29 protein-coding genes and 1 pseudogene are annotated in these 18,318 nt (G+C 67.1%); 27 read left to right on the forward strand and 3 right to left on the reverse strand.

The window, feature by feature from the left end; genetic code table 11:
• Positions 1 to 120: 120 nt before the first annotated feature.
• Positions 121 to 1,313: pseudogene (tuf, locus tag KGS77_RS19480) on the forward strand (elongation factor Tu).
• Between the two features lie 200 nt (positions 1,314 to 1,513).
• On the opposite strand, the gene KGS77_RS19485 reads toward tuf, so the two are convergent.
• From KGS77_RS19485 to KGS77_RS19495, 3 genes are all read right to left on the reverse strand, one after another.
• Entirely contained in the window at positions 1,514 to 3,121 is a 1,608-nt protein-coding gene (locus KGS77_RS19485) for a M4 family metallopeptidase (RefSeq protein WP_242583587.1), read from the reverse strand.
• A gap of 299 nt (positions 3,122 to 3,420) precedes the next feature.
• Positions 3,421 to 4,485, reverse strand: coding sequence for a helix-turn-helix domain-containing protein (locus KGS77_RS19490; RefSeq protein WP_347404507.1), 1,065 nt, complete (start codon positions 4,483 to 4,485; stop codon positions 3,421 to 3,423).
• A gap of 363 nt (positions 4,486 to 4,848) precedes the next feature.
• Complete coding sequence (locus KGS77_RS19495) at positions 4,849 to 5,304, reverse strand: ATP-binding protein (RefSeq protein WP_242583590.1); 456 nt, start codon at positions 5,302 to 5,304, stop codon at positions 4,849 to 4,851.
• 106 nt (positions 5,305 to 5,410) lie between these two features.
• Between KGS77_RS19495 and KGS77_RS19500 the strand changes: the two genes are divergently transcribed.
• From KGS77_RS19500 to rpmD, 26 genes are all read left to right on the forward strand, one after another.
• Complete coding sequence (locus tag KGS77_RS19500; protein ID WP_242583592.1) at positions 5,411 to 6,283, forward strand: helix-turn-helix transcriptional regulator; 873 nt, start codon at positions 5,411 to 5,413, stop codon at positions 6,281 to 6,283.
• A complete protein-coding gene (locus tag KGS77_RS19505; RefSeq protein ID WP_242583595.1) occupies positions 6,280 to 6,486 on the forward strand; it encodes a DUF397 domain-containing protein in 207 nt (68 codons plus the stop codon). The genes KGS77_RS19500 and KGS77_RS19505 overlap by 4 nt, the downstream gene beginning before the upstream one ends.
• 15 nt (positions 6,487 to 6,501) lie before the next feature.
• Positions 6,502 to 6,699, forward strand: a complete 198-nt coding sequence (locus tag KGS77_RS19510) for a DUF397 domain-containing protein (protein ID WP_242583597.1) — start codon at positions 6,502 to 6,504, stop codon at positions 6,697 to 6,699.
• A 77-nt stretch (positions 6,700 to 6,776) separates the two neighbouring features.
• A complete protein-coding gene (gene panD, locus KGS77_RS19515) occupies positions 6,777 to 7,202 on the forward strand; it encodes an aspartate 1-decarboxylase (protein WP_242583607.1) in 426 nt (141 codons plus the stop codon).
• A 165-nt stretch (positions 7,203 to 7,367) separates the two neighbouring features.
• Positions 7,368 to 7,964 (forward strand): Uma2 family endonuclease, encoded by a 597-nt coding sequence (locus tag KGS77_RS19520; RefSeq protein ID WP_242583609.1) that lies wholly within the window; start codon positions 7,368 to 7,370, stop codon positions 7,962 to 7,964.
• Positions 7,965 to 8,006: 42 nt separating this feature from the next.
• On the forward strand, positions 8,007 to 8,597 hold the full coding sequence (locus KGS77_RS19525) for a Uma2 family endonuclease (protein WP_242583611.1): 591 nt from the start codon (positions 8,007 to 8,009) through the stop codon (positions 8,595 to 8,597).
• 394 nt (positions 8,598 to 8,991) lie between these two features.
• Positions 8,992 to 9,300, forward strand: a complete 309-nt coding sequence (gene rpsJ / locus KGS77_RS19530) for a 30S ribosomal protein S10 (protein WP_003948644.1) — start codon at positions 8,992 to 8,994, stop codon at positions 9,298 to 9,300.
• A 17-nt stretch (positions 9,301 to 9,317) separates the two neighbouring features.
• Complete coding sequence (rplC, locus tag KGS77_RS19535; RefSeq protein ID WP_242583613.1) at positions 9,318 to 9,962, forward strand: 50S ribosomal protein L3; 645 nt, start codon at positions 9,318 to 9,320, stop codon at positions 9,960 to 9,962.
• 8 nt (positions 9,963 to 9,970) lie between these two features.
• On the forward strand, positions 9,971 to 10,621 hold the full coding sequence (gene rplD, locus KGS77_RS19540) for a 50S ribosomal protein L4 (RefSeq protein WP_242583615.1): 651 nt from the start codon (positions 9,971 to 9,973) through the stop codon (positions 10,619 to 10,621).
• On the forward strand, positions 10,621 to 10,944 hold the full coding sequence (gene rplW / locus KGS77_RS19545) for a 50S ribosomal protein L23 (protein ID WP_242583617.1): 324 nt from the start codon (positions 10,621 to 10,623) through the stop codon (positions 10,942 to 10,944). Before rplD ends, rplW begins: the two co-directional genes overlap by 1 nt.
• Before the next feature lie 39 nt (positions 10,945 to 10,983).
• A complete protein-coding gene (gene rplB, locus KGS77_RS19550) occupies positions 10,984 to 11,820 on the forward strand; it encodes a 50S ribosomal protein L2 (protein ID WP_242583619.1) in 837 nt (278 codons plus the stop codon).
• Between the two features lie 12 nt (positions 11,821 to 11,832).
• Complete coding sequence (gene rpsS / locus KGS77_RS19555; protein ID WP_014178772.1) at positions 11,833 to 12,114, forward strand: 30S ribosomal protein S19; 282 nt, start codon at positions 11,833 to 11,835, stop codon at positions 12,112 to 12,114.
• 44 nt (positions 12,115 to 12,158) lie between these two features.
• On the forward strand, positions 12,159 to 12,506 hold the full coding sequence (gene rplV / locus KGS77_RS19560; RefSeq protein WP_242587567.1) for a 50S ribosomal protein L22: 348 nt from the start codon (positions 12,159 to 12,161) through the stop codon (positions 12,504 to 12,506).
• A complete protein-coding gene (rpsC, locus tag KGS77_RS19565; protein WP_242583621.1) occupies positions 12,506 to 13,333 on the forward strand; it encodes a 30S ribosomal protein S3 in 828 nt (275 codons plus the stop codon). The genes rplV and rpsC overlap by 1 nt, the downstream gene beginning before the upstream one ends.
• Before the next feature lie 5 nt (positions 13,334 to 13,338).
• Entirely contained in the window at positions 13,339 to 13,758 is a 420-nt protein-coding gene (rplP, locus tag KGS77_RS19570) for a 50S ribosomal protein L16 (protein WP_004571829.1), read from the forward strand.
• The gene (gene rpmC / locus KGS77_RS19575; RefSeq protein WP_004950453.1) at positions 13,758 to 13,982 is read left to right on the forward strand and encodes a 50S ribosomal protein L29; all 225 of its coding nucleotides are present in this window, start codon (positions 13,758 to 13,760) and stop codon (positions 13,980 to 13,982) included. Before rplP ends, rpmC begins: the two co-directional genes overlap by 1 nt.
• Entirely contained in the window at positions 13,982 to 14,263 is a 282-nt protein-coding gene (gene rpsQ / locus KGS77_RS19580) for a 30S ribosomal protein S17 (protein ID WP_242583624.1), read from the forward strand. The genes rpmC and rpsQ overlap by 1 nt, the downstream gene beginning before the upstream one ends.
• 136 nt (positions 14,264 to 14,399) lie before the next feature.
• Positions 14,400 to 14,768, forward strand: coding sequence for a 50S ribosomal protein L14 (gene rplN, locus KGS77_RS19585; RefSeq protein ID WP_003998823.1), 369 nt, complete (start codon positions 14,400 to 14,402; stop codon positions 14,766 to 14,768).
• A 3-nt stretch (positions 14,769 to 14,771) separates the two neighbouring features.
• Positions 14,772 to 15,095, forward strand: a complete 324-nt coding sequence (rplX, locus tag KGS77_RS19590; protein WP_030835110.1) for a 50S ribosomal protein L24 — start codon at positions 14,772 to 14,774, stop codon at positions 15,093 to 15,095.
• Positions 15,095 to 15,655: a 50S ribosomal protein L5 gene (rplE, locus tag KGS77_RS19595; protein WP_242583626.1), complete on the forward strand. Its 561-nt coding sequence runs from the start codon at positions 15,095 to 15,097 to the stop codon at positions 15,653 to 15,655. Before rplX ends, rplE begins: the two co-directional genes overlap by 1 nt.
• Positions 15,656 to 15,657: 2 nt before the next feature.
• On the forward strand, positions 15,658 to 15,843 hold the full coding sequence (locus KGS77_RS19600; RefSeq protein ID WP_004571834.1) for a type Z 30S ribosomal protein S14: 186 nt from the start codon (positions 15,658 to 15,660) through the stop codon (positions 15,841 to 15,843).
• A gap of 293 nt (positions 15,844 to 16,136) precedes the next feature.
• Positions 16,137 to 16,535: a 30S ribosomal protein S8 gene (gene rpsH, locus KGS77_RS19605; RefSeq protein ID WP_242583628.1), complete on the forward strand. Its 399-nt coding sequence runs from the start codon at positions 16,137 to 16,139 to the stop codon at positions 16,533 to 16,535.
• A gap of 22 nt (positions 16,536 to 16,557) precedes the next feature.
• The gene (gene rplF, locus KGS77_RS19610) at positions 16,558 to 17,097 is read left to right on the forward strand and encodes a 50S ribosomal protein L6 (protein ID WP_242583630.1); all 540 of its coding nucleotides are present in this window, start codon (positions 16,558 to 16,560) and stop codon (positions 17,095 to 17,097) included.
• 3 nt (positions 17,098 to 17,100) lie between these two features.
• Complete coding sequence (rplR, locus tag KGS77_RS19615; RefSeq protein WP_242583632.1) at positions 17,101 to 17,484, forward strand: 50S ribosomal protein L18; 384 nt, start codon at positions 17,101 to 17,103, stop codon at positions 17,482 to 17,484.
• A gap of 46 nt (positions 17,485 to 17,530) precedes the next feature.
• Positions 17,531 to 18,136: a 30S ribosomal protein S5 gene (gene rpsE, locus KGS77_RS19620; protein WP_242583634.1), complete on the forward strand. Its 606-nt coding sequence runs from the start codon at positions 17,531 to 17,533 to the stop codon at positions 18,134 to 18,136.
• Positions 18,136 to 18,318 (forward strand): 50S ribosomal protein L30, encoded by a 183-nt coding sequence (gene rpmD / locus KGS77_RS19625; RefSeq protein WP_005313525.1) that lies wholly within the window; start codon positions 18,136 to 18,138, stop codon positions 18,316 to 18,318. The genes rpsE and rpmD overlap by 1 nt, the downstream gene beginning before the upstream one ends.

Here is an 18,318-nt window from a genome sequence, read left to right on the forward strand (position 1 = left end):
CACCGTCTGCCGGGGACGCCGCCGCGTCCCGTGGGGAGGTCCCCGGCAGCCGGCACCCCAGCAAAGATCACCTGGCGCCGATGAGTAAGGCGTACAGAACCACTCCACAGGAGGACCCCAGTGGCGAAGGCGAAGTTCGAGCGGACTAAGCCGCACGTCAACATCGGCACCATCGGTCACATCGACCACGGTAAGACGACCCTCACGGCCGCCATTACCAAGGTGCTGCACGACGCGTACCCGGACCTGAACGAGGCCTCGGCCTTCGACCAGATCGACAAGGCTCCCGAGGAGCGCCAGCGCGGTATCACCATCTCCATCGCGCACGTCGAGTACCAGACCGAGTCGCGTCACTACGCCCACGTCGACTGCCCCGGTCACGCGGACTACATTAAGAACATGATCACCGGTGCCGCCCAGATGGACGGCGCGATCCTCGTGGTCGCCGCGACCGACGGTCCGATGCCGCAGACCAAGGAGCACGTGCTCCTGGCCCGCCAGGTCGGCGTCCCCTACATCGTTGTCGCCCTGAACAAGGCCGACATGGTGGACGACGAGGAGATCCTGGAGCTCGTCGAGCTCGAGGTCCGTGAGCTCCTCTCCGAGTACGAGTTCCCGGGCGACGACGTCCCGGTCGTCAAGGTCTCGGCGCTCAAGGCGCTCGAGGGCGACGCCGAGTGGGGCAAGACCGTCCTCGACCTGATGAAGGCCGTCGACGAGTCGATCCCGCAGCCCGAGCGTGACGTCGACAAGCCGTTCCTGATGCCGATCGAGGACGTCTTCACGATCACCGGTCGTGGCACCGTCGTCACCGGTCGTATCGAGCGCGGTGTCCTGAAGGTCAACGAGACCGTCGACATCATCGGCATCAAGACCGAGAAGACCACCACCACGGTCACCGGCATCGAGATGTTCCGCAAGCTGCTCGACGAGGGCCAGGCCGGTGAGAACGTCGGTCTGCTGCTCCGTGGCATCAAGCGCGAGGACGTCGAGCGCGGCCAGGTCATCATCAAGCCGGGCTCGGTCACCCCGCACACGGAGTTCGAGGCGCAGGCGTACATCCTGTCGAAGGACGAGGGTGGCCGTCACACCCCGTTCTTCAACAACTACCGCCCGCAGTTCTACTTCCGTACCACGGACGTGACCGGCGTCGTGACCCTCCCGAGGGCACCGAGATGGTCATGCCGGGCGACAACACCGAGATGTCGGTCCAGCTCATCCAGCCGGTCGCCATGGAGGAGGGCCTGAAGTTCGCCATCCGTGAGGGTGGCCGGACCGTGGGCGCCGGCCAGGTCACCAAGATCGTCAAGTAATCACCTGACGGTTTGACCTGGTAGCTCGCAGAGCTGCTCAAGAAGGGCCCCGTACACCTTTGGGTGTACGGGGCCCTTCTGCTGTGCTCCGCCGATGTTCGACGCCGATGTCCGGCTGTCGTCACGCCGTGTGCGGTTACGGCTGACGGCTGACGGTCGTACGAGCGTACGTCCGTCAGCCGTCGCGGGCCGTGCTGTCTCTACTTGACGTTGATCGCGGTCCAGGCCGCCGCGACCGTCTTGTACGCGGCGCTGTTCTTGCCGTACAGGTCGGCCGCCGCCTTCAGCGTGCCGGTCCGGGCCTTGGCGTAGTTGGTGGTCGAGGTGAAGTACCGGGTCAGGGCGCGGAACCAGATCTTCTGCGCCTTGTCGCGGCCGATGCCGGTGACCTTCTTCTTGTTGTAGGTCGGGCTGTCGTACTTCACACCGTTGATCGTCTTCTTGCCGCTGCCCTCGGCCAGCAGGTAGAAGAAGTGGTTCGCCGGGCCCGAGGAGTAGTGGACGTCGTTGTTGCCCAGCGAGGAGGACCAGTAGTCCTTGGACGCGCCGTCCTTGGAGGGCTTGTCCATGTAGCGCAGCGGCGTACCGTCACCGTTGATGTTGATCTTCTCGCCGATGAGGTAGTCGCCTTTGTCGCTGGCGTTCTTGGCGAAGAACTCGGTCGCCGTGCCGAAGATGTCGGACGTCGCCTCGTTCAGGCCGCCGGACTCGCCGCTGTAGTTCAGCTTGGCGGTGGCCGAGGTGACGCCGTGGGTCATCTCGTGGGCAGCCACGTCCAGCGAGGTCAGCGGGTTCTTGTTGCCCGCGCCGTCGCCGTACGTCATGCAGAAGCAGTCGTCCGACCAGAAGGCGTTGACGTAGTCGTTGCTGAAGTGGACGCGGCTGTAGGCGCCCTTGCCGTCGCCGCGGATGCCGTTGCGGCCCAGCACCTTCTTGTAGAAGTCGAAGGTGACCGCCGCGCCGTAGTGCGCGTCCACGCCCGCGGTCTGGCGCCCGCCGCCCCACTTGTCGTCGGCGTCGGTGTAGAGGGTGCCGGTGCCCTCCTCGCGCTGCTTCATGTCGTACGTCTTGTGGCCGCCGCGCGCCTTGTCGGTCAGGCTGTACTTGCCGCCGCTCTTGGTCGTGGACAGCGGGACCTTGCCGCTGTACCGGCTGGTGCCGGTACCGGTCTCGATCGCCTCGTTCTGGAAGAGCTTCTTGCCCGTCTTCGCGTCGGTGATGACGTGGAGCTGGCTGGGCGTGCCGTCCTTCTGCGCGCCGGTGACGACGGTCTCGTACGCGAGGACCGGCTTGCCCGTGGCGGCCCAGATCACCTTGCGCGGCGCGTCCGTGGCGGCGCTGGAGGTCCTCTCGGCGGCAGCCGCGGCCAGCGCCGACTTCTTCGCGCTGTCGGCCGGCCGCTGAGCCTGGGTGGAGGGCACGGATATCTTGGCGTCGGTCGCCTTGTCGACCGTACGCGTGCCGTCGGTCTTCTCGTGGACGACCAGGTCCCCGCCGAGCACCGGAAGGCCGGCGAACGTGCGCTCGTAGCGCGTGTGCACCGTGCCGTCCGCGTCCTTGACGACGTCGCGGGCGACCAGCTTCTCCTTGCCGCCCAGACCGATCTCGTCGGCCGTCGCCGCGGCGCCCGCCTGCGCGCTCTGGAGCGCGCTTACACGCTGCGAGGCGGACAGCGCGACGGTCTCCGCGGCGCTCTCACGCTCGGGCGTGGCGGTCGCCGATCCCGTCTGGACGGCCACCGCGACCATCGCGGCGGAGGCGACCAGGGCGGTGGCGCGAAGGGTGTTCTTGCGGGGGGTGAAGGTCATGCGTCTCAACTCTGTCTCCTAGCGCGGTCCGCATGGGCACGGCCCGCATGAGGGGACAGGCGGTCCTTGGGGACCACCTGGTGATGCAGGAGTGAATCGAGAGGAGAGTGCCAGTTATTGATCGCTTGCGACAGGTGTGCAACAAGAATTTGACAAGCAGTTTGACAATGTCCGATTACTCGTAAATGCCTTGACGCAGCCCGCCGTTCATGCAGGTGAGGCGCTACGGCCCCGGAATCCTTGCTTCAACGGTTTCCGCAGCGCCCGGACGGCGGAGGCCGACGAGCCGGCGGCCCCGGTCAGGTGTGGGCGAACTGAGGGGCGGGGACAGGGCGCGAGTCGCGAGCGTGATGGGAGTCGCGGGCGGTACGGGAGTCGCGGGCGGGACGGGAGTCGCGATCGGGACGGTATGGACGGACCTTCAGGCGCTCGGCGGTGCTCCGCGTCCCTGTCTCCGTGCCCGCCACTGCCGTGGCCCCGGCCCCCGCGTCGCCCCGGCAGTCGCGGCAGCGTCCCGCCTGCGGGGCCCGGAAGGCGCGCTCGCAGCCGTCGCAGGTCTGGAGAGGATCGGGCCGTACGTCCTGCGAGGCGGCCGGTACGGGACCGGGCGGGATCGCTGGCGGGAGGAGGGCGGTGAGCCGGTGGGCGAGGAAACCCGCCGGGTGGCGCAGCTCCTGCGGAAGCCCGGCGGTCAGCGTGCGCCGTACGGCCTCCGGAGCCGCCCCGCGCTCCAGCCAGGCGGCCACGGCCGGGGCGAGCCGGTGGACTTCTCGTACGGACAGCAGCAGGCGCGGCTCCTCGCACCGCAGATTCGCCAGCAGCGCGAGGGCCGTCGACTCCTGCCCGGCGGAGGCGGTACGCGGCCGGGGGAGCGGCGCCGCCGCACGAGGGACAGCGGGCGCGGCGGCGACGGCCGGTACCGGTTCCGAAGGCGCCGTAACGTCCTGACCATCCTCCAAGTCGCCGTCAACAGTGGGCGAGGTAGCTGCCGAGGCAGACGCCCCGCACCCCACTGCATCGGCGCCGACGGCACGGTCTGCGTCACCCGCGAGGGCCTCGCGGGCCCGGCGGGCGCGAGTGGCCTTCGGATCGTTGTACGAGTACGTGACCGTGTGGATCCTCCCGTCCGCGCCCCGCTCACGGGCCCGCTCGATGAACCCGTGCGACTCCAGCAACCGCATGGCGGCGGCCACCCGTGCACGTCCCTCGGGGAACCTCTCGGCGAGTTCACGGACGCTGACCGAGGCTCCGTCCGGCAGCGACTGGATGTACGTCGCCAGCCCGATCGCGAGCGCCGACAGCTCCTTGTGCTGGGCGAGCTGATTGCCGACGATCGTGTAACCCGAGCGCTGGGTCTCGGTCACCTTGCACAGCCCCCTCCGGATTCCTCGGACTGCGCACATGGCGCGCGAGGGGGCACTAAGCTGCTGCTCACCCATCAGGAAGCCTCTTCTTCCTCGGTGGTCAGGCCCTCGATCGGGATTGCCGTCCCGGCCGGGGGCCGTCGCATGTCTGTCGCATGTCTGCGAGTTGTCTCTCGCCGCCGACCCTGCCGCGCCGAACCCGCTCCACGCCAGCTTTCCCACTCGCAATCACCCAAGCGAGTGACGGCAGGGACGGCAGGGCCGGGTTGGGTACTTTCCCCTGGTTACTGGGTCTTTTACGTCCCGACGCACCGGCCCCCGGCCCCCCGGCCCCCGGTCACGGCTCTCCGCCCCCACCCACCCTCAACAAACCATCTCCGCCCACACCGTCTTGCACGGCGCCGGCCCCCACACCGTCCCCCACCGCTCCGCGAACGCCCCGACGAGAAGCAGCCCCCGCCCGGCCTCCCCGTCCCCCGGAGCCCGCGGAACCGGCATCCGGTCACCCCGCGCGTCCGTGACCTCCACCCGCACCAGACGCCCGTTCGCCCGTACGACGAGCCGGAAGTCCCGCCCCGCCACCCGCCCGTGCGACGCGGCGTTCGAGGCCAACTCGGCCACGACCTGCTCCACCGCCTCGTGAGGCAGTCCCCAGGACCGCAGTTGCTCCACGGCGAGCAACCGCGCCAGCCGAGCGCCACGCCGCGTGGCGGATAGCTGTACCCAGAACTGGCGGACGGCGGATGCTTTTGCGGATTCCGAAGTGGCCAGACTGCCCTGACCGGCAATTTCTTGGTTCACATCACTCAGCGTGTCCATCCCTGCGTACGCTGCCCAGTGACGACGCCCGCACACACGGTGACTGTCCGGCCGCGACTCGCGACTGTCCGGCCTGTCCACCGTGACGCTATGGAGGTGGCTGCGCATGAGCACCAGTGATGGCGGCAAGGACTACACGACTGACGGAGCGGACGAACCCGACTGGGAACCGGCCGACGACGACTCCGGCGCGGTGATCGCGGCGGTCGGCCGACAGATCAAGCTCTGGAGAGAGGCGGCGGGCCTGAGCCAACCCGAGTTCGGCGCGACGATCGGCTACGGCGAGGACCTGGTCTACAAGGTCGAGGCGGGTAAACGCATCCCGAGACCGGAGTTCCTGGACCGCGCCGACAAGGTCCTCGGCGCCGCCGGCAAGCTCGCCGCCATGAAGAAGGACGTAGCGGAGGCCCGCTACCCCAAGAAGGTCCGCGACCTGGCCCGCCTGGAGGCCGACGCGGTCGAGCTCGGTGTGTACGGCAACCACAACATGCACGGGCTGTTGCAGACGGAGGAGTACGCGCGGGCGCTCTTTGAGATGCGCCGTCCCGCCTACACGGCGGACGAGATCGAACGCTACGTGGCGGCTCGCATGCGACGCCAGGAGATCCTTCAGCGGCATCCCTTCGCGATGCTGACATTCGTCCAGGAAGAGGTGACGCTACGGCGACCGATCGGGGGCAGAATGGTGCTGTACCGGCAGCTCGAACACCTGCTGGAACTTGGGAAGTTGAGGCACGTCGAAATCCAGGTGATGCCTACGCAATGCGAGGAACATGCTGGGATGGGCGGCGAGCTCCAACTGCTGAAGTTCAACGACGGTACTGCGGTGGGGCACTGGGAAAGCCAGCTCTCCAGCCGCTTGATCTCCAATCCCAAGGATCTCCGGATCCTTGAGCTGCGGTATGGAATCATCCGGGCCCAGGCTCTCACCCCACGGGAGTCATTGGCTTTCATCGAGAAAGTACTGGGAGAGACATGACCCTCAAGCCCGTTCCCGCTACGGCTCCCGCGCTGGAGTGGTTCAAGAGCAGCTACAGCAGCAACGACGGTCCTGCATGTGTTGAGGTGGCTGCCACTCCCGGCACCGTGCACGTGCGCGACTCCAAGGACCCGGGCGGGCCTCGCCTCGGCTTCGCGCCGGGCACCTGGAGTGCCTTCGTGGCGTACGCGTCAGAGGTCTGATCCCCAAGGAGAGACATGGCAACCCGGCCAGCTCCCGCGCTGGAGTGGTTCAAGAGCAGCTACAGCACCAACGACGGCCCCGAGTGCGTCGAGGTAGCCGCCACCCCAAGCGCGATTAATGTCCGCGACTCCAAGGACCCGGGCGGACCTCACCTCCGCTTCGCTCGTGATGCCTGGGCCGGGTTCCTCTCGTACGTGTCAACTCACGTCTGACTCCGGGGCAATAGCATGGGTGAGCCGGCACGCACCTCGTGGTGAGGGCGTGACCTTCTTCCTTCAGGAGTGACGCCATGCTGCGCACCATGTTCAAGTCCAAGATCCACCGTGCCACCGTGACGCAGGCGGACCTGCACTACGTCGGGTCGGTGACGGTGGACGCCGACCTGCTGGACGCCGCCGATCTGCTGCCCGGCGAACTGGTCCACATCGTCGACATCACCAACGGGGCACGCCTGGAGACGTACATCATCGAGGGGGAGCGCGGCTCCGGGATCATCGGCATCAACGGTGCCGCCGCCCACCTGGTGCACCCCGGTGACCTGGTGATCCTCATCAGCTACGCCCAGGTCGAGGACGCCGAGGCCCGTACGCTGCGCCCGCGCGTGGTCCACGTGGACGCGGCGAACCACATCGTGGGTACCGGCTCCGACGCCTCGGAGCCGGTACCGGGCGGTGACGCCGTACGCGGCCCGGGGGCGGTGGCTTCGGCGGGATGAGCTGAGCCAGACGGCCAGGAGGCAGGGACTCGGGGGACAGGCGGAATACGCGGGTTACGCGGGGTCTGACGGCCGTCAATGGCGTACGGGTGTTCTCGTCCCAACGGGTGGTGTCGGGACGTATGCGGGGAGCGCCGGTACGTAGCAAGGCCACGATCTTGGGCCATGGACGACATCACGACGGACGAACCGCAGCGGCCGTGGGCCGTGCCGCCGCCGGGTGGGTATGGCGTCGAGGAGTTCTTCGGTCTGCCGGGGCTGCCGCGACACGCCGAGTTGATCGACGGGGGTGTCGTGGTCGCGGCTCCGCGGCGGGCGTTCGACTCGGTGGCGCAGTCGCTGCTGTGGGACGGGCTGCGGCGGACGGCGCCGGGCCACCTGCGGGTGCGTGGCGACATGGCTGTGGTGCTGGGGGACCGCGATGTGCTGGAACCGGATGTTCTCGTGGTGCGGGCCGTGGGCGCGTGGGATCCCCGGCGGGACCGGTATGACGTCGCGGACGTCGTGCTCGCGGGGGAGGTGATCTCGCCGGATTCGGAGAGGCGGGACCGGAAGATCAAGCCGGGGAAGTACGCGCGGGCGGGGATTCCGTACTTCTGGCTGGTGGAGATGGTGGGGGAGGACGACCATGCGGCGGTGCACACGTACGAGCTGGATGCGGTGACGCAGAGCTACGGCGTTACGGGCGTCCATCACCAGCGGCTGAAGACCACGGTGCCGTACGCCATCGACATCGACCTGACGCAGATCTACGACGCATGAGCAGCGGGTACCGGGTCCACGGTCTCGACCATGGGAGGAATCATGACTGCCGAACTGCAGCACCCGGGGCCCGTGCCGCCGTCGGGCGGCTGCACCGTGGACGACCTGTTCAGCCTGCCCGGCCTCCCGCCGCACACCGAGCTGATCGACGGGAGCCTGGTCTTCAGGAGTCCGCAGCGGATCTTTCGCTCCAGAGCGTTGTTCCTGCTGGAAGCCGGGCTGCAACGAACCGTGCCGGATCGTCTCTGGGTGATGCGGGAGATGACCGTCGTGCTCGGTCCCCGTAATGCTCCGGAGCCGGATCTCCTGGTGGTGCGTGGCGAAGCGGTGTCCGGCGGGAGTCAGACCAGGTTCGAGGCTGCGGACGTGGTGCTCGCGGTGGAGGTGGTCTCACCGGACTCGCGGGAGCGGGATCGGGAGACCAAGCCGGGAAAGTACGCGAGAGCGGGGATTCCGCACTTCTGGCTGGTGGAGATGGCGGGGGAGGACGAGCATCCGGCGGTGCACACGTACGAGCTGGATGCGGTTGCGAAGAGTTACTGCCTTACGGGGATCTATCATCAACGGTTGAAGGTGAGTGTTCCCTTTACCATTGATGTTGATCTGACGCAGATCTACCGGACGCGGCCGTGACCTCGGCCATGCGCCGCTGACGAGCCGGTGTACGATCACCGGCTCGATTGGCATCGGGTCGGCATGCTATGGCACACTGTCCAGGTTGCTCGGTTGAGTGCCGATGCTGCGCGCCTCCCGCCGGGAGGACTGGAAGCGAGTCCCAGGTATTCGTCGTTCCTCATCAGGGGCGGAAGTACGGGAATCTTCCGGGAAGCGTGAGCGGGGTACCAGCCAGGCGCCCGGTGGGTGTCCTGCCCCCACACACTCCTTCTTGAAGGATCTCCCCTGTGGAGATTTACGGGAAGGGGTGCGACACGCCCGACCGCGTGGGTCGGAGGCAGGCGGGTGCTCCTCGCGGAGCACGGCGCACCGGGTCCCAGAGCGTTACGAGAGACAGGACTACTGAGTAGCCATGGCGGGACAGAAGATCCGCATCCGGCTCAAGGCCTACGACCACGAGGTCATCGACAGCTCGGCGAAGAAGATCGTCGAGACGGTGACCCGCACTGGTGCGTCGGTCGCGGGCCCGGTGCCGCTGCCCACTGAGAAGAACGTGTACTGCGTCATCAAGTCGCCGCACAAGTACAAGGACTCGCGCGAGCACTTCGAGATGCGCACGCACAAGCGCCTGATCGACATCCTCGACCCGACGCCGAAGACCGTTGACTCCCTGATGCGACTCGACCTTCCGGCCGGTGTCGACATCGAGATCAAGCTCTGAGGGTCGGTGATCTGAGAATGGCTAAGCAGATCAAGGGCATCCTGGGCGAGAAGCTCGGCATGACCCAGGTCTGGGACGAGAACAACCGTGTCGTCCCGGTGACCGTGGTGAAGGCCGGCCCCTGTGTCGTTACCCAGGTGCGCACCAATGACAAGGACGGCTACGACTCCGTCCAGATCGCCTTCGGCGAGATCGACCCGCGCAAGGTGAACAAGCCCCTCAAGGGCCACTTCGCGAAGGCCGACGTCACCCCCCGCCGTCACCTCGTCGAGGTCCGTACCGCCGACGCCGGCGAGTACACCCTCGGCCAGGAGATCAACGCCGAGACCTTCGAGGCCGGCGTCAAGGTGGACGTGACCGGCAAGAGCAAGGGCAAGGGCTTCGCCGGTGTCATGAAGCGTCACGGCTTCGGCGGTGGCAAGGCCTCCCACGGTGCCCACCGCGTGCACCGCAAGCCGGGCTCCATCGGTGGCTGCGCCACCCCGGGCCGCGTGTTCAAGGGCATGCGGATGGCCGGCCGTATGGGCAATGAGCGGGTCACCACCCAGAACCTGACCGTCCACGCCGTTGACGCGGAGAAGGGTCTGCTGCTCATCAAGGGCGCAGTTCCTGGTCCGAACGGCGGCCTCGTCCTGGTCCGTACCGCGGCCAAGGGGGCCTGAGGTAACCGATGAGCACCATTGACATCCTTTCGCCGGCAGGCGACAAGGCCGGGACCGTCGAGCTCCCCGCGGAGATCTTCGACGCGAAGGTCAGCGTTCCGCTGATCCACCAGGTCGTCGTCGCTCAGTTGGCCGCGGCCCGTCAGGGTACGCACAAGACCAAGACTCGCGGCGAGGTCCGCGGCGGTGGCAAGAAGCCGTACCGCCAGAAGGGCACCGGCCGCGCGCGCCAGGGTTCGACCCGCGCTCCGCAGTTCGCCGGCGGTGGCGTCGTCCACGGCCCCGTGCCGCGTGACTACTCGCAGCGGACCCCGAAGAAGATGAAGGCCGCCGCCCTGCGCGGTGCCCTCACCGACCGGGCCCGCCACAGCCGCATCCACGTCGTCTCCGGCGTGGTCGAGGGCCAGGTCTCCACCAAGGCCGCCAAGGCCCTCCTCGGCAAGGTCAGCGAGCGCAAGAACGTGCTGCTGGTCGCCGAGCGTGCCGACGAGGCCGCGTGGCTGTCCGCCCGCAACCTGCCCCAGGTCCACATCCTGGAGCCGGGCCAGCTCAACACGTACGACGTGCTCGTCTCCGACGACGTGGTCTTCACCAAGGCCGCCTTCGAGTCCTTCGTGTCTGGCCCCAAGGCCGTTGAGACCGAAGGGAGCGACGCCTGATGACTGAGGCCGTCGTCACCAGCAAGACCTTCACGGACCCGCGCGACATTCTCGTCAAGCCGGTCGTGTCCGAGAAGAGCTACGCGCTGCTGGACGAGAACAAGTACACGTTCGTCGTCGACCCGCGCGCGAACAAGACCCAGATCAAGCAGGCCGTCGAGGCGGTCTTCTCGGTCAAGGTCACCGGGGTCAACACGATCAACCGGCAGGGCAAGCGCAAGCGCACCCGTACCGGTTTCGGCAAGCGCGCCAACACCAAGCGCGCCATCGTGACCCTCGCCGAGGGCGACCGTATCGACATCTTCGGCGGCCCGGTCTCCTAACGGAGTCCGAGTCGTCCGGAATCGGACGAGGACTGAGAAATGGGTATCCGCAAGTACAAGCCGACGACCCCGGGCCGTCGTGGCTCCAGCGTCGCCGACTTTGTCGAGATCACGCGGTCCACGCCGGAGAAGTCGCTGGTCCGCCCGCTGCACAGCAAGGGCGGCCGTAACAACGCCGGTCGTGTGACCGTTCGCCACCAGGGTGGTGGCCACAAGCGCGCCTACCGCGTGATCGACTTCCGTCGTCACGACAAGGACGGCGTGCCGGCCAAGGTCGCGCACATCGAGTACGACCCCAACCGCACCGCGCGCATCGCGCTGCTGCACTACGCAGACGGCGAGAAGCGCTACATCATCGCCCCCCGTGGCCTGGTCCAGGGCGCCCGCATCGAGAACGGCCCCGGGGCCGACATCAAGCCGGGCAACAACCTGCCGCTGCGCCACATCCCCGTGGGTACGACGATCCACGCCATCGAGCTGCGGCCCGGCGGCGGCGCGAAGTTCGCCCGCTCCGCGGGTGCCTCCGTGCAGCTTCTGGCGAAGGAGGGCTCCATGGCCCACCTTCGTATGCCGTCCGGTGAGATCCGCCTGGTCGATGTGCGCTGCCGCGCCACCGTCGGCGAGGTCGGCAACGCCGAGCAGTCGAACATCAACTGGGGCAAGGCCGGCCGTATGCGCTGGAAGGGCGTCCGCCCGACCGTGCGTGGTGTCGTGATGAACCCGGTTGACCACCCCCACGGTGGTGGTGAGGGCAAGACTTCCGGTGGTCGCCACCCGGTCTCGCCCTGGGGCAAGAAGGAGGGTCGTACTCGCTCGCCGAAGAAGGCCAGCAACAAGTACATCGTCCGCCGCCGCAAGACGAACAAGAAGCGCTAGGAGCGGGTTTAGATGCCGCGCAGTCTCAAGAAGGGGCCCTTCGTCGACGACCACCTGATCAAGAAGGTGGATGTCCAGAACGAAGCCGGCACCAAGAACGTCATCAAGACCTGGTCCCGCCGCTCGATGATCGTCCCGGCCATGCTCGGCCACACGATCGCGGTGCACGACGGCCGTAAGCACGTCCCGGTGTTCGTCACCGAGTCGATGGTCGGCCACAAGCTCGGCGAGTTTGCGCCGACCCGCACCTTCCGCGGCCACGAGAAGGACGACCGCAAGTCGCGGCGTCGCTGATCAGCGGGATTGCGAAGACTATGACTGACACCGAAGGGACAACCATGGAAGCCAGGGCCCAGGCGCGGTACATCCGCGTCACGCCCATGAAGGCCCGCCGCGTGGTGGACCTCATCCGTGGCATGGATGCCACGGAGGCTCAGGCGGTCCTGCGTTTCGCCCCGCAGGCCGCGAGCGTGCCGGTGGGCAAGGTGCTGGACAGCGCCATTGCCAACGCCGCGCACAACTACGACCACACCGACGCCGGCAGCCTCTACATTTCCGAGGCGTACGTCGACGAGGGCCCGACCCTGAAGCGGTTCCGTCCGCGTGCCCAGGGCCGCGCCTACCGGATCCGCAAGCGGACCAGCCACATCACCGTGGTCGTCAGCAGCAAGGAAGGAACCCGGTAATGGGCCAGAAGGTAAACCCGCACGGGTTCCGGCTCGGCATCACCACGGACTTCAAGTCCCGCTGGTACGCCGACAAGCTGTACAAGGACTACGTCAAGGAAGACGTCGCCATTCGTCGCATGATGACGAAGGGCATGGAGCGCGCCGGTATCTCCAAGGTGGAGATCGAGCGCACCCGCGACCGCGTCCGCGTTGACATCCACACCGCTCGTCCGGGCATCGTCATCGGCCGCCGCGGCGCCGAGGCCGACCGCATCCGCGGCGAGCTGGAGAAGCTGACCGGCAAGCAGGTCCAGCTCAACATCCTCGAGGTCAAGAACCCCGAGGTGGACGCCCAGCTCGTGGCGCAGGCCGTCGCCGAGCAGCTCTCCTCCCGCGTCTCCTTCCGTCGCGCCATGCGCAAGAGCATGCAGTCGACGATGAAGGCCGGCGCCAAGGGCATCAAGATCCAGTGCGGTGGCCGTCTCGGCGGCGCCGAGATGTCCCGCTCGGAGTTCTACCGCGAGGGCCGTGTGCCCCTGCACACGCTCCGTGCGAACGTCGACTACGGCTTCTTCGAGGCCCGTACGACCTTCGGCCGTATCGGTGTGAAGGTCTGGATCTACAAGGGCGACGTCAAGAACATCGCCGAGGTCCGCGCCGAGAACGCCGCAGCCCGCGCGGGCAACCGCCCCGCCCGTGGCGGCGGCAACGACCGCCCGCGTCGCGGTGGCGAGCGCGGTGGCCGCGGCGGTCGCAAGCCGCAGCAGAACGCCGCTGCCGAGGCCCCCAAGGCCGAGGCCGCTGCCGCTGCTCCGGCTGCTGAGAGCACCGGAACGGAGGCCTGACCGACATGCTGATCCCTCGTAGGGTCAAGCACCGCAAGCAGCACCACCCGAAGCGCAACGGTATGGCCAAGGGTGGTACCGAGCTTGCCTTCGGTGAGTACGGCATCCAGGCCGTGACCCCGGCCTACGTGACGAACCGGCAGATCGAGTCCGCTCGTATCGCCATGACCCGTCACATCAAGCGTGGCGGCAAGGTGTGGATCAACATCTACCCCGACCGTCCGCTGACGAAGAAGCCGGCCGAGACCCGCATGGGTTCCGGTAAGGGTTCTCCGGAGTGGTGGGTCGCGAACGTCAAGCCCGGTCGGGTGATGTTCGAGCTGTCCTTCCCGAATGAAAAGGTTGCTAAGGAGGCGCTGACCCGCGCCGCCCACAAGCTTCCGATGAAGTGCCGCATCGTGCGGCGCGAGGCAGGTGAGTCGTGATGGCGGCCGGTACCAAGGCGACCGAGCTGCGCGAGCTGAACAACGAGGACCTCGTTGCCAAGCTTCGTGAGGCCAAGGAGGAGCTGTTCAACCTCCGCTTCCAGGCGGCGACCGGACAGCTTGAGAACCACGGCCGGCTGAAGGCCGTCCGCAAGGACATCGCCCGGATCTACACCCTGATGCGGGAGCGCGAGCTCGGCATCGAGACGGTGGAGAGCGCCTGATGAGCGAGAAGAATGTGACTGAGACGAACGAGCGCGGTTTCCGCAAGACCCGTGAGGGTCTGGTCGTCAGCGACAAGATGGACAAGACCGTCGTCGTCGCCGTCGAGGACCGTGTCAAGCACGCGCTGTACGGCAAGGTCATCCGCCGTACGAACAAGCTCAAGGCGCACGACGAGCAGAACGCCGCGGGCATCGGCGACCGCGTCCTCCTCATGGAGACCCGGCCGCTGTCCGCGACGAAGCGCTGGCGCGTCGTCGAGATCCTCGAAAAGGCCAAGTAAGGAAATTCCCGTCAGGGAATTCCCGTAGAGAATCCCGAGGGGTTTCCCTCGGGACAGTTCCGCCAGGCTCGGCAGGGGCTGCCCCTCGTAAGAGGACGGCCCCTGCCGGGAACCGGCAGACGATCAGGAGATAGACGTGATCCAGCAGGAGTCGCGACTGCGCGTCGCCGACAACACTGGTGCGAAGGAAATCCTTTGCATCCGTGTTCTCGGTGGTTCCGGTCGCCGCTACGCGGGCATCGGTGACGTCATCGTCGCCACCGTCAAGGACGCGATCCCCGGTGGCAACGTGAAGAAGGGTGACGTCGTCAAGGCCGTCATCGTTCGCACCGTCAAGGAGCGCCGCCGTCCGGACGGCTCGTACATCCGCTTCGACGAGAACGCGGCCGTCATCCTCAAGAACGATGGCGACCCCCGCGGCACCCGTATCTTCGGCCCCGTGGGCCGTGAGCTGCGCGAGAAGAAGTTCATGAAGATCATCTCGCTCGCGCCGGAGGTGCTGTAACCGATGAAGATCAAGAAGGGCGACCTGGTCCAGGTCATCACCGGCAAGGACAAGGGCAAGCAGGGCAAGGTCATCGCGGCCTTCCCCCGCGAGGACCGTGTCCTGGTCGAGGGTGTCAACCGGGTCAAGAAGCACACCAAGGCCGGCCAGACCGCTCGTGGCTCGAAGACCGGCGGCATCGTGACGACCGAGGCCCCGATCCACGTGAGCAACGTTCAGCTCGTGGTGGAGAAGGACGGCAAGAAGGTCGTCACCCGCGTCGGATACCGCTTCGACGACGAGGGCAACAAGATCCGCGTTGCCAAGCGGACCGGTGAGGACATCTGATGACTGCCACCACCAACGCGCCGCGTCTCAAGACGCGCTACCGCGAAGAGATCGCCGGGAAGCTGAAGGACGAGTTCTCCTACGAGAACGTCATGCAGATCCCGGGTCTGACCAAGATCGTGGTCAACATGGGTGTGGGCGACGCCGCCCGCGACTCCAAGCTGATCGAGGGCGCCATCCGCGACCTCACCACGATCACCGGCCAGAAGCCGGCCGTCACCAAGGCCCGTAAGTCCATCGCGCAGTTCAAGCTGCGTGAGGGCCAGCCGATCGGTGCCCACGTCACCCTCCGTGGTGACCGCATGTGGGAGTTCCTGGACCGCCTGCTGTCGCTCGCGCTGCCGCGCATCCGCGACTTCCGTGGTCTGTCCCCCAAGCAGTTCGACGGCCGGGGCAACTACACCTTCGGTCTCACGGAGCAGGTCATGTTCCACGAGATCGACCAGGACAAGATCGACCGGGTCCGGGGCATGGACATCACCGTGGTGACGACCGCCCAGAACGACGATGAGGGCCGCGCCCTGCTTCGTCACCTCGGCTTCCCGTTCAAGGAGAACTGACCGTGGCGAAGAAGGCTCTGATCGCTAAGGCGGCCCGCAAGCCGAAGTTCGCTGTGCGCGCGTACACGCGTTGCCAGCGCTGCGGCCGTCCGCACTCCGTGTACCGCAAGTTCGGCCTGTGCCGCGTGTGCCTCCGTGAGATGGCTCACCGCGGCGAGCTGCCGGGCGTGACCAAGAGCTCCTGGTAATTCCGCTCCTCCGTCGCACGTCCGGCGCCCTTTGCGGGCGCCGGGACCGGCGGCGGTACGAGGAGGCTGGAAGACCCGGACGCTCTCGGTAAGCATTTGGACGGCGGGAGCCCCACACTGTATGCCGTAGGCTTGCAGGGTTGGGCGCCCGCCGCCCTGACCGCCCGCGGGCTCTGCCCGCAGATAGTCGCTTACTACGCCGAAGGTCCCCGCGCCGCACCCGTCCCGACTCTGCTCGGGGAGAGGGATGGCGCATACAGGAAACCCCGGCGAGAGAGGCCGAAGGCCAATTCATGACCATGACTGATCCCATCGCAGACATGCTCACGCGTCTGCGTAACGCGAACTCGGCGTACCACGACACCGTCGTGATGCCGCACAGCAAGATCAAGTCGCACATCGCGGAGATCCTCCAGCAGGAGGGTTACATCAACGGCTGGAAGGTCGAGGACGCCGAGGTCGGCAAGAACCTCGTCCTGGAGCTGAAGTTCGGCCCGAACCGCGAGCGCTCGATCGCCGGCATCAAGCGGATCTCGAAGCCGGGCCTGCGGGTCTACGCAAAGTCCACCAACCTGCCGAAGGTCCTCGGCGGCCTGGGCGTGGCGATCATCTCCACGTCCCACGGTCTCCTGACCGGTCAGCAGGCCAGCAAGAAGGGCGTAGGCGGAGAAGTTCTCGCCTACGTCTGGTAATCAGGGAACGGAGGAATAGCTAATGTCGCGCATTGGCAAGCTGCCCATCCAGGTTCCCGCTGGTGTGGACGTCACCATCGATGGCCGCACGGTCTCTGTGAAGGGTCCCAAGGGCACCCTGACGCACACCGTCGCCGCGCCCATCGAGGTCGCCAAGGGTGAGGACGGCGTCCTGAACGTCACCCGCCCGAACGACGAGCGTCAGAACAAGGCCCTGCACGGCCTGTCCCGCACGCTGGTGGCGAACATGATCACCGGCGTGACCCAGGGCTACAGCAAGGCTCTCGAAATCAGCGGTGTCGGTTACCGCGTCCAGGCGAAGGGCTCCAACCTGGAGTTCGCGCTCGGCTACAGCCACCCGATCGTGGTCGAGGCGCCCGAGGGCATCTCCTTCAAGGTCGAGTCCCCGACCAAGCTCAGCGTCGAGGGCATCGACAAGCAGAAGGTCGGCGAGGTGGCCGCGAACATCCGCAAGCTGCGCAAGCCCGACCCGTACAAGGCCAAGGGCGTCAAGTACGCCGGCGAGGTCATCCGCCGCAAGGTCGGAAAGGCTGGTAAGTAAGCCATGGCATACGGTGTGAAGATCGCGAAGGGTAACGCCCGCAAGGGTGCCGCCCTCAAGCGGCGCCACATCCGCATCCGCAAGCGGATTTCGGGTACGCCGGAGCGTCCGCGTCTGGTCGTGACGCGGTCCAACCGCCACATGGTGGCGCAGGTCATCGACGACATCGCGGGCCACACGCTGGCCTCGGCGTCGACCCTGGACACGTCGATCCGCGGTGCCGAGGGCGACAAGAGCGCCCAGGCCAAGCAGGTCGGCGCCCTGGTTGCCGAGCGTGCCAAGGCCGCCGGTGTCGAGGCCGTCGTGTTCGACCGTGGTGGCAACCAGTACGCCGGGCGGATTGCCGCTCTGGCCGACGCCGCCCGCGAAGCCGGGCTGAAGTTCTAAGCCCCGGTTCCGTAGCTAGCGGACGTAACAGAGAGAGGTAATTCCAATGGCTGGACCCCAGCGCCGCGGGAGCGGTGCCGGTGGCGGCGAGCGGCGGGACCGTAAGGACCGGCGGGACGGCGGCGCTGCTGCCGAGAAGACCGCCTACGTCGAGCGTGTTGTCGCAATCAACCGCGTCGCCAAGGTTGTGAAGGGTGGTCGTCGCTTCAGCTTCACCGCGCTGGTCGTGGTGGGCGACGGTGACGGCACCGTCGGTGTCGGTTACGGCAAGGCCAAGGAGGTGCCGGCCGCCATCGCCAAGGGTGTGGAGGAGGCCAAGAAGCACTTCTTCAAGGTCCCGCGTATCGCCGGCACCATCCCCCACCCCATCCAGGGTGAGAAGGCTGCGGGCGTCGTCCTGCTCAAGCCGGCTTCCCCCGGTACCGGTGTGATCGCCGGTGGCCCGGTGCGCGCCGTCCTGGAGTGCGCGGGCATCCACGACGTGCTGAGCAAGTCGCTCGGCTCGTCCAACCCGATCAACATCGTGCACGCCACGGTGGAGGCGCTCCAGGGACTTCAGCGTCCCGAGGAGATCGCCGCCCGCCGCGGCCTGCCGCTGGAGGACGTTGCTCCCGCCGCTCTGCTGCGGGCGCGTGCTGGGGTGACCGCATAATGGCGCGCCTGAAGATCACGCAGACGAAGTCCTACATCGGCAGCAAGCAGAACCACCGCGACACCCTCCGTTCGCTGGGCCTCAAGCGGCTCAACGACGTGGTTGTCAAGGAGGACCGCCCCGAGTTCCGCGGAATGGTGCACACCGTCCGCCACCTCGTGACGGTCGAGGAGGTCGACTGA

Source organism: Streptomyces sp. MST-110588, assembly GCF_022695595.1.
Lineage (GTDB): Bacteria > Actinomycetota > Actinomycetes > Streptomycetales > Streptomycetaceae > Streptomyces.

What these genes read in the sequence shown, in the direction of transcription:
- panD (WP_242583607.1), top strand. Translation starts at nt 6,777, where the DNA reads ATGCTGCGCACCATGTTCAAGTCCAAGATCCACCGTGCCACCGTGACG.
- rpsS (WP_014178772.1), top strand. Translation starts at nt 11,833, where the DNA reads ATGCCGCGCAGTCTCAAGAAGGGGCCCTTCGTCGACGACCACCTGATC.
- rpsH (WP_242583628.1), top strand. Translation starts at nt 16,137, where the DNA reads ATGACCATGACTGATCCCATCGCAGACATGCTCACGCGTCTGCGTAAC.
- rpmD (WP_005313525.1), top strand. Translation starts at nt 18,136, where the DNA reads ATGGCGCGCCTGAAGATCACGCAGACGAAGTCCTACATCGGCAGCAAG.
- KGS77_RS19495 (WP_242583590.1), bottom strand. Translation starts at nt 5,304, where the DNA reads ATGGACACGCTGAGTGATGTGAACCAAGAAATTGCCGGTCAGGGCAGT.
- rplE (WP_242583626.1), top strand. Translation starts at nt 15,095, where the DNA reads ATGACTGCCACCACCAACGCGCCGCGTCTCAAGACGCGCTACCGCGAA.
- rpsQ (WP_242583624.1), top strand. Translation starts at nt 13,982, where the DNA reads ATGAGCGAGAAGAATGTGACTGAGACGAACGAGCGCGGTTTCCGCAAG.
- rplR (WP_242583632.1), top strand. Translation starts at nt 17,101, where the DNA reads ATGGCATACGGTGTGAAGATCGCGAAGGGTAACGCCCGCAAGGGTGCC.
- rpsJ (WP_003948644.1), top strand. Translation starts at nt 8,992, where the DNA reads ATGGCGGGACAGAAGATCCGCATCCGGCTCAAGGCCTACGACCACGAG.
- rpsC (WP_242583621.1), top strand. Translation starts at nt 12,506, where the DNA reads ATGGGCCAGAAGGTAAACCCGCACGGGTTCCGGCTCGGCATCACCACG.
- rpsE (WP_242583634.1), top strand. Translation starts at nt 17,531, where the DNA reads ATGGCTGGACCCCAGCGCCGCGGGAGCGGTGCCGGTGGCGGCGAGCGG.
- KGS77_RS19525 (WP_242583611.1), top strand. Translation starts at nt 8,007, where the DNA reads ATGACTGCCGAACTGCAGCACCCGGGGCCCGTGCCGCCGTCGGGCGGC.
- rplC (WP_242583613.1), top strand. Translation starts at nt 9,318, where the DNA reads ATGGCTAAGCAGATCAAGGGCATCCTGGGCGAGAAGCTCGGCATGACC.
- rplF (WP_242583630.1), top strand. Translation starts at nt 16,558, where the DNA reads ATGTCGCGCATTGGCAAGCTGCCCATCCAGGTTCCCGCTGGTGTGGAC.
- rplX (WP_030835110.1), top strand. Translation starts at nt 14,772, where the DNA reads ATGAAGATCAAGAAGGGCGACCTGGTCCAGGTCATCACCGGCAAGGAC.
- rplW (WP_242583617.1), top strand. Translation starts at nt 10,621, where the DNA reads ATGACTGAGGCCGTCGTCACCAGCAAGACCTTCACGGACCCGCGCGAC.
- KGS77_RS19485 (WP_242583587.1), bottom strand. Translation starts at nt 3,121, where the DNA reads ATGACCTTCACCCCCCGCAAGAACACCCTTCGCGCCACCGCCCTGGTC.
- KGS77_RS19505 (WP_242583595.1), top strand. Translation starts at nt 6,280, where the DNA reads ATGACCCTCAAGCCCGTTCCCGCTACGGCTCCCGCGCTGGAGTGGTTC.
- rplD (WP_242583615.1), top strand. Translation starts at nt 9,971, where the DNA reads ATGAGCACCATTGACATCCTTTCGCCGGCAGGCGACAAGGCCGGGACC.
- rplB (WP_242583619.1), top strand. Translation starts at nt 10,984, where the DNA reads ATGGGTATCCGCAAGTACAAGCCGACGACCCCGGGCCGTCGTGGCTCC.
- KGS77_RS19510 (WP_242583597.1), top strand. Translation starts at nt 6,502, where the DNA reads ATGGCAACCCGGCCAGCTCCCGCGCTGGAGTGGTTCAAGAGCAGCTAC.
- rpmC (WP_004950453.1), top strand. Translation starts at nt 13,758, where the DNA reads ATGGCGGCCGGTACCAAGGCGACCGAGCTGCGCGAGCTGAACAACGAG.
- KGS77_RS19500 (WP_242583592.1), top strand. Translation starts at nt 5,411, where the DNA reads ATGAGCACCAGTGATGGCGGCAAGGACTACACGACTGACGGAGCGGAC.
- rplP (WP_004571829.1), top strand. Translation starts at nt 13,339, where the DNA reads ATGCTGATCCCTCGTAGGGTCAAGCACCGCAAGCAGCACCACCCGAAG.
- rplV (WP_242587567.1), top strand. Translation starts at nt 12,159, where the DNA reads ATGGAAGCCAGGGCCCAGGCGCGGTACATCCGCGTCACGCCCATGAAG.
- KGS77_RS19520 (WP_242583609.1), top strand. Translation starts at nt 7,368, where the DNA reads ATGGACGACATCACGACGGACGAACCGCAGCGGCCGTGGGCCGTGCCG.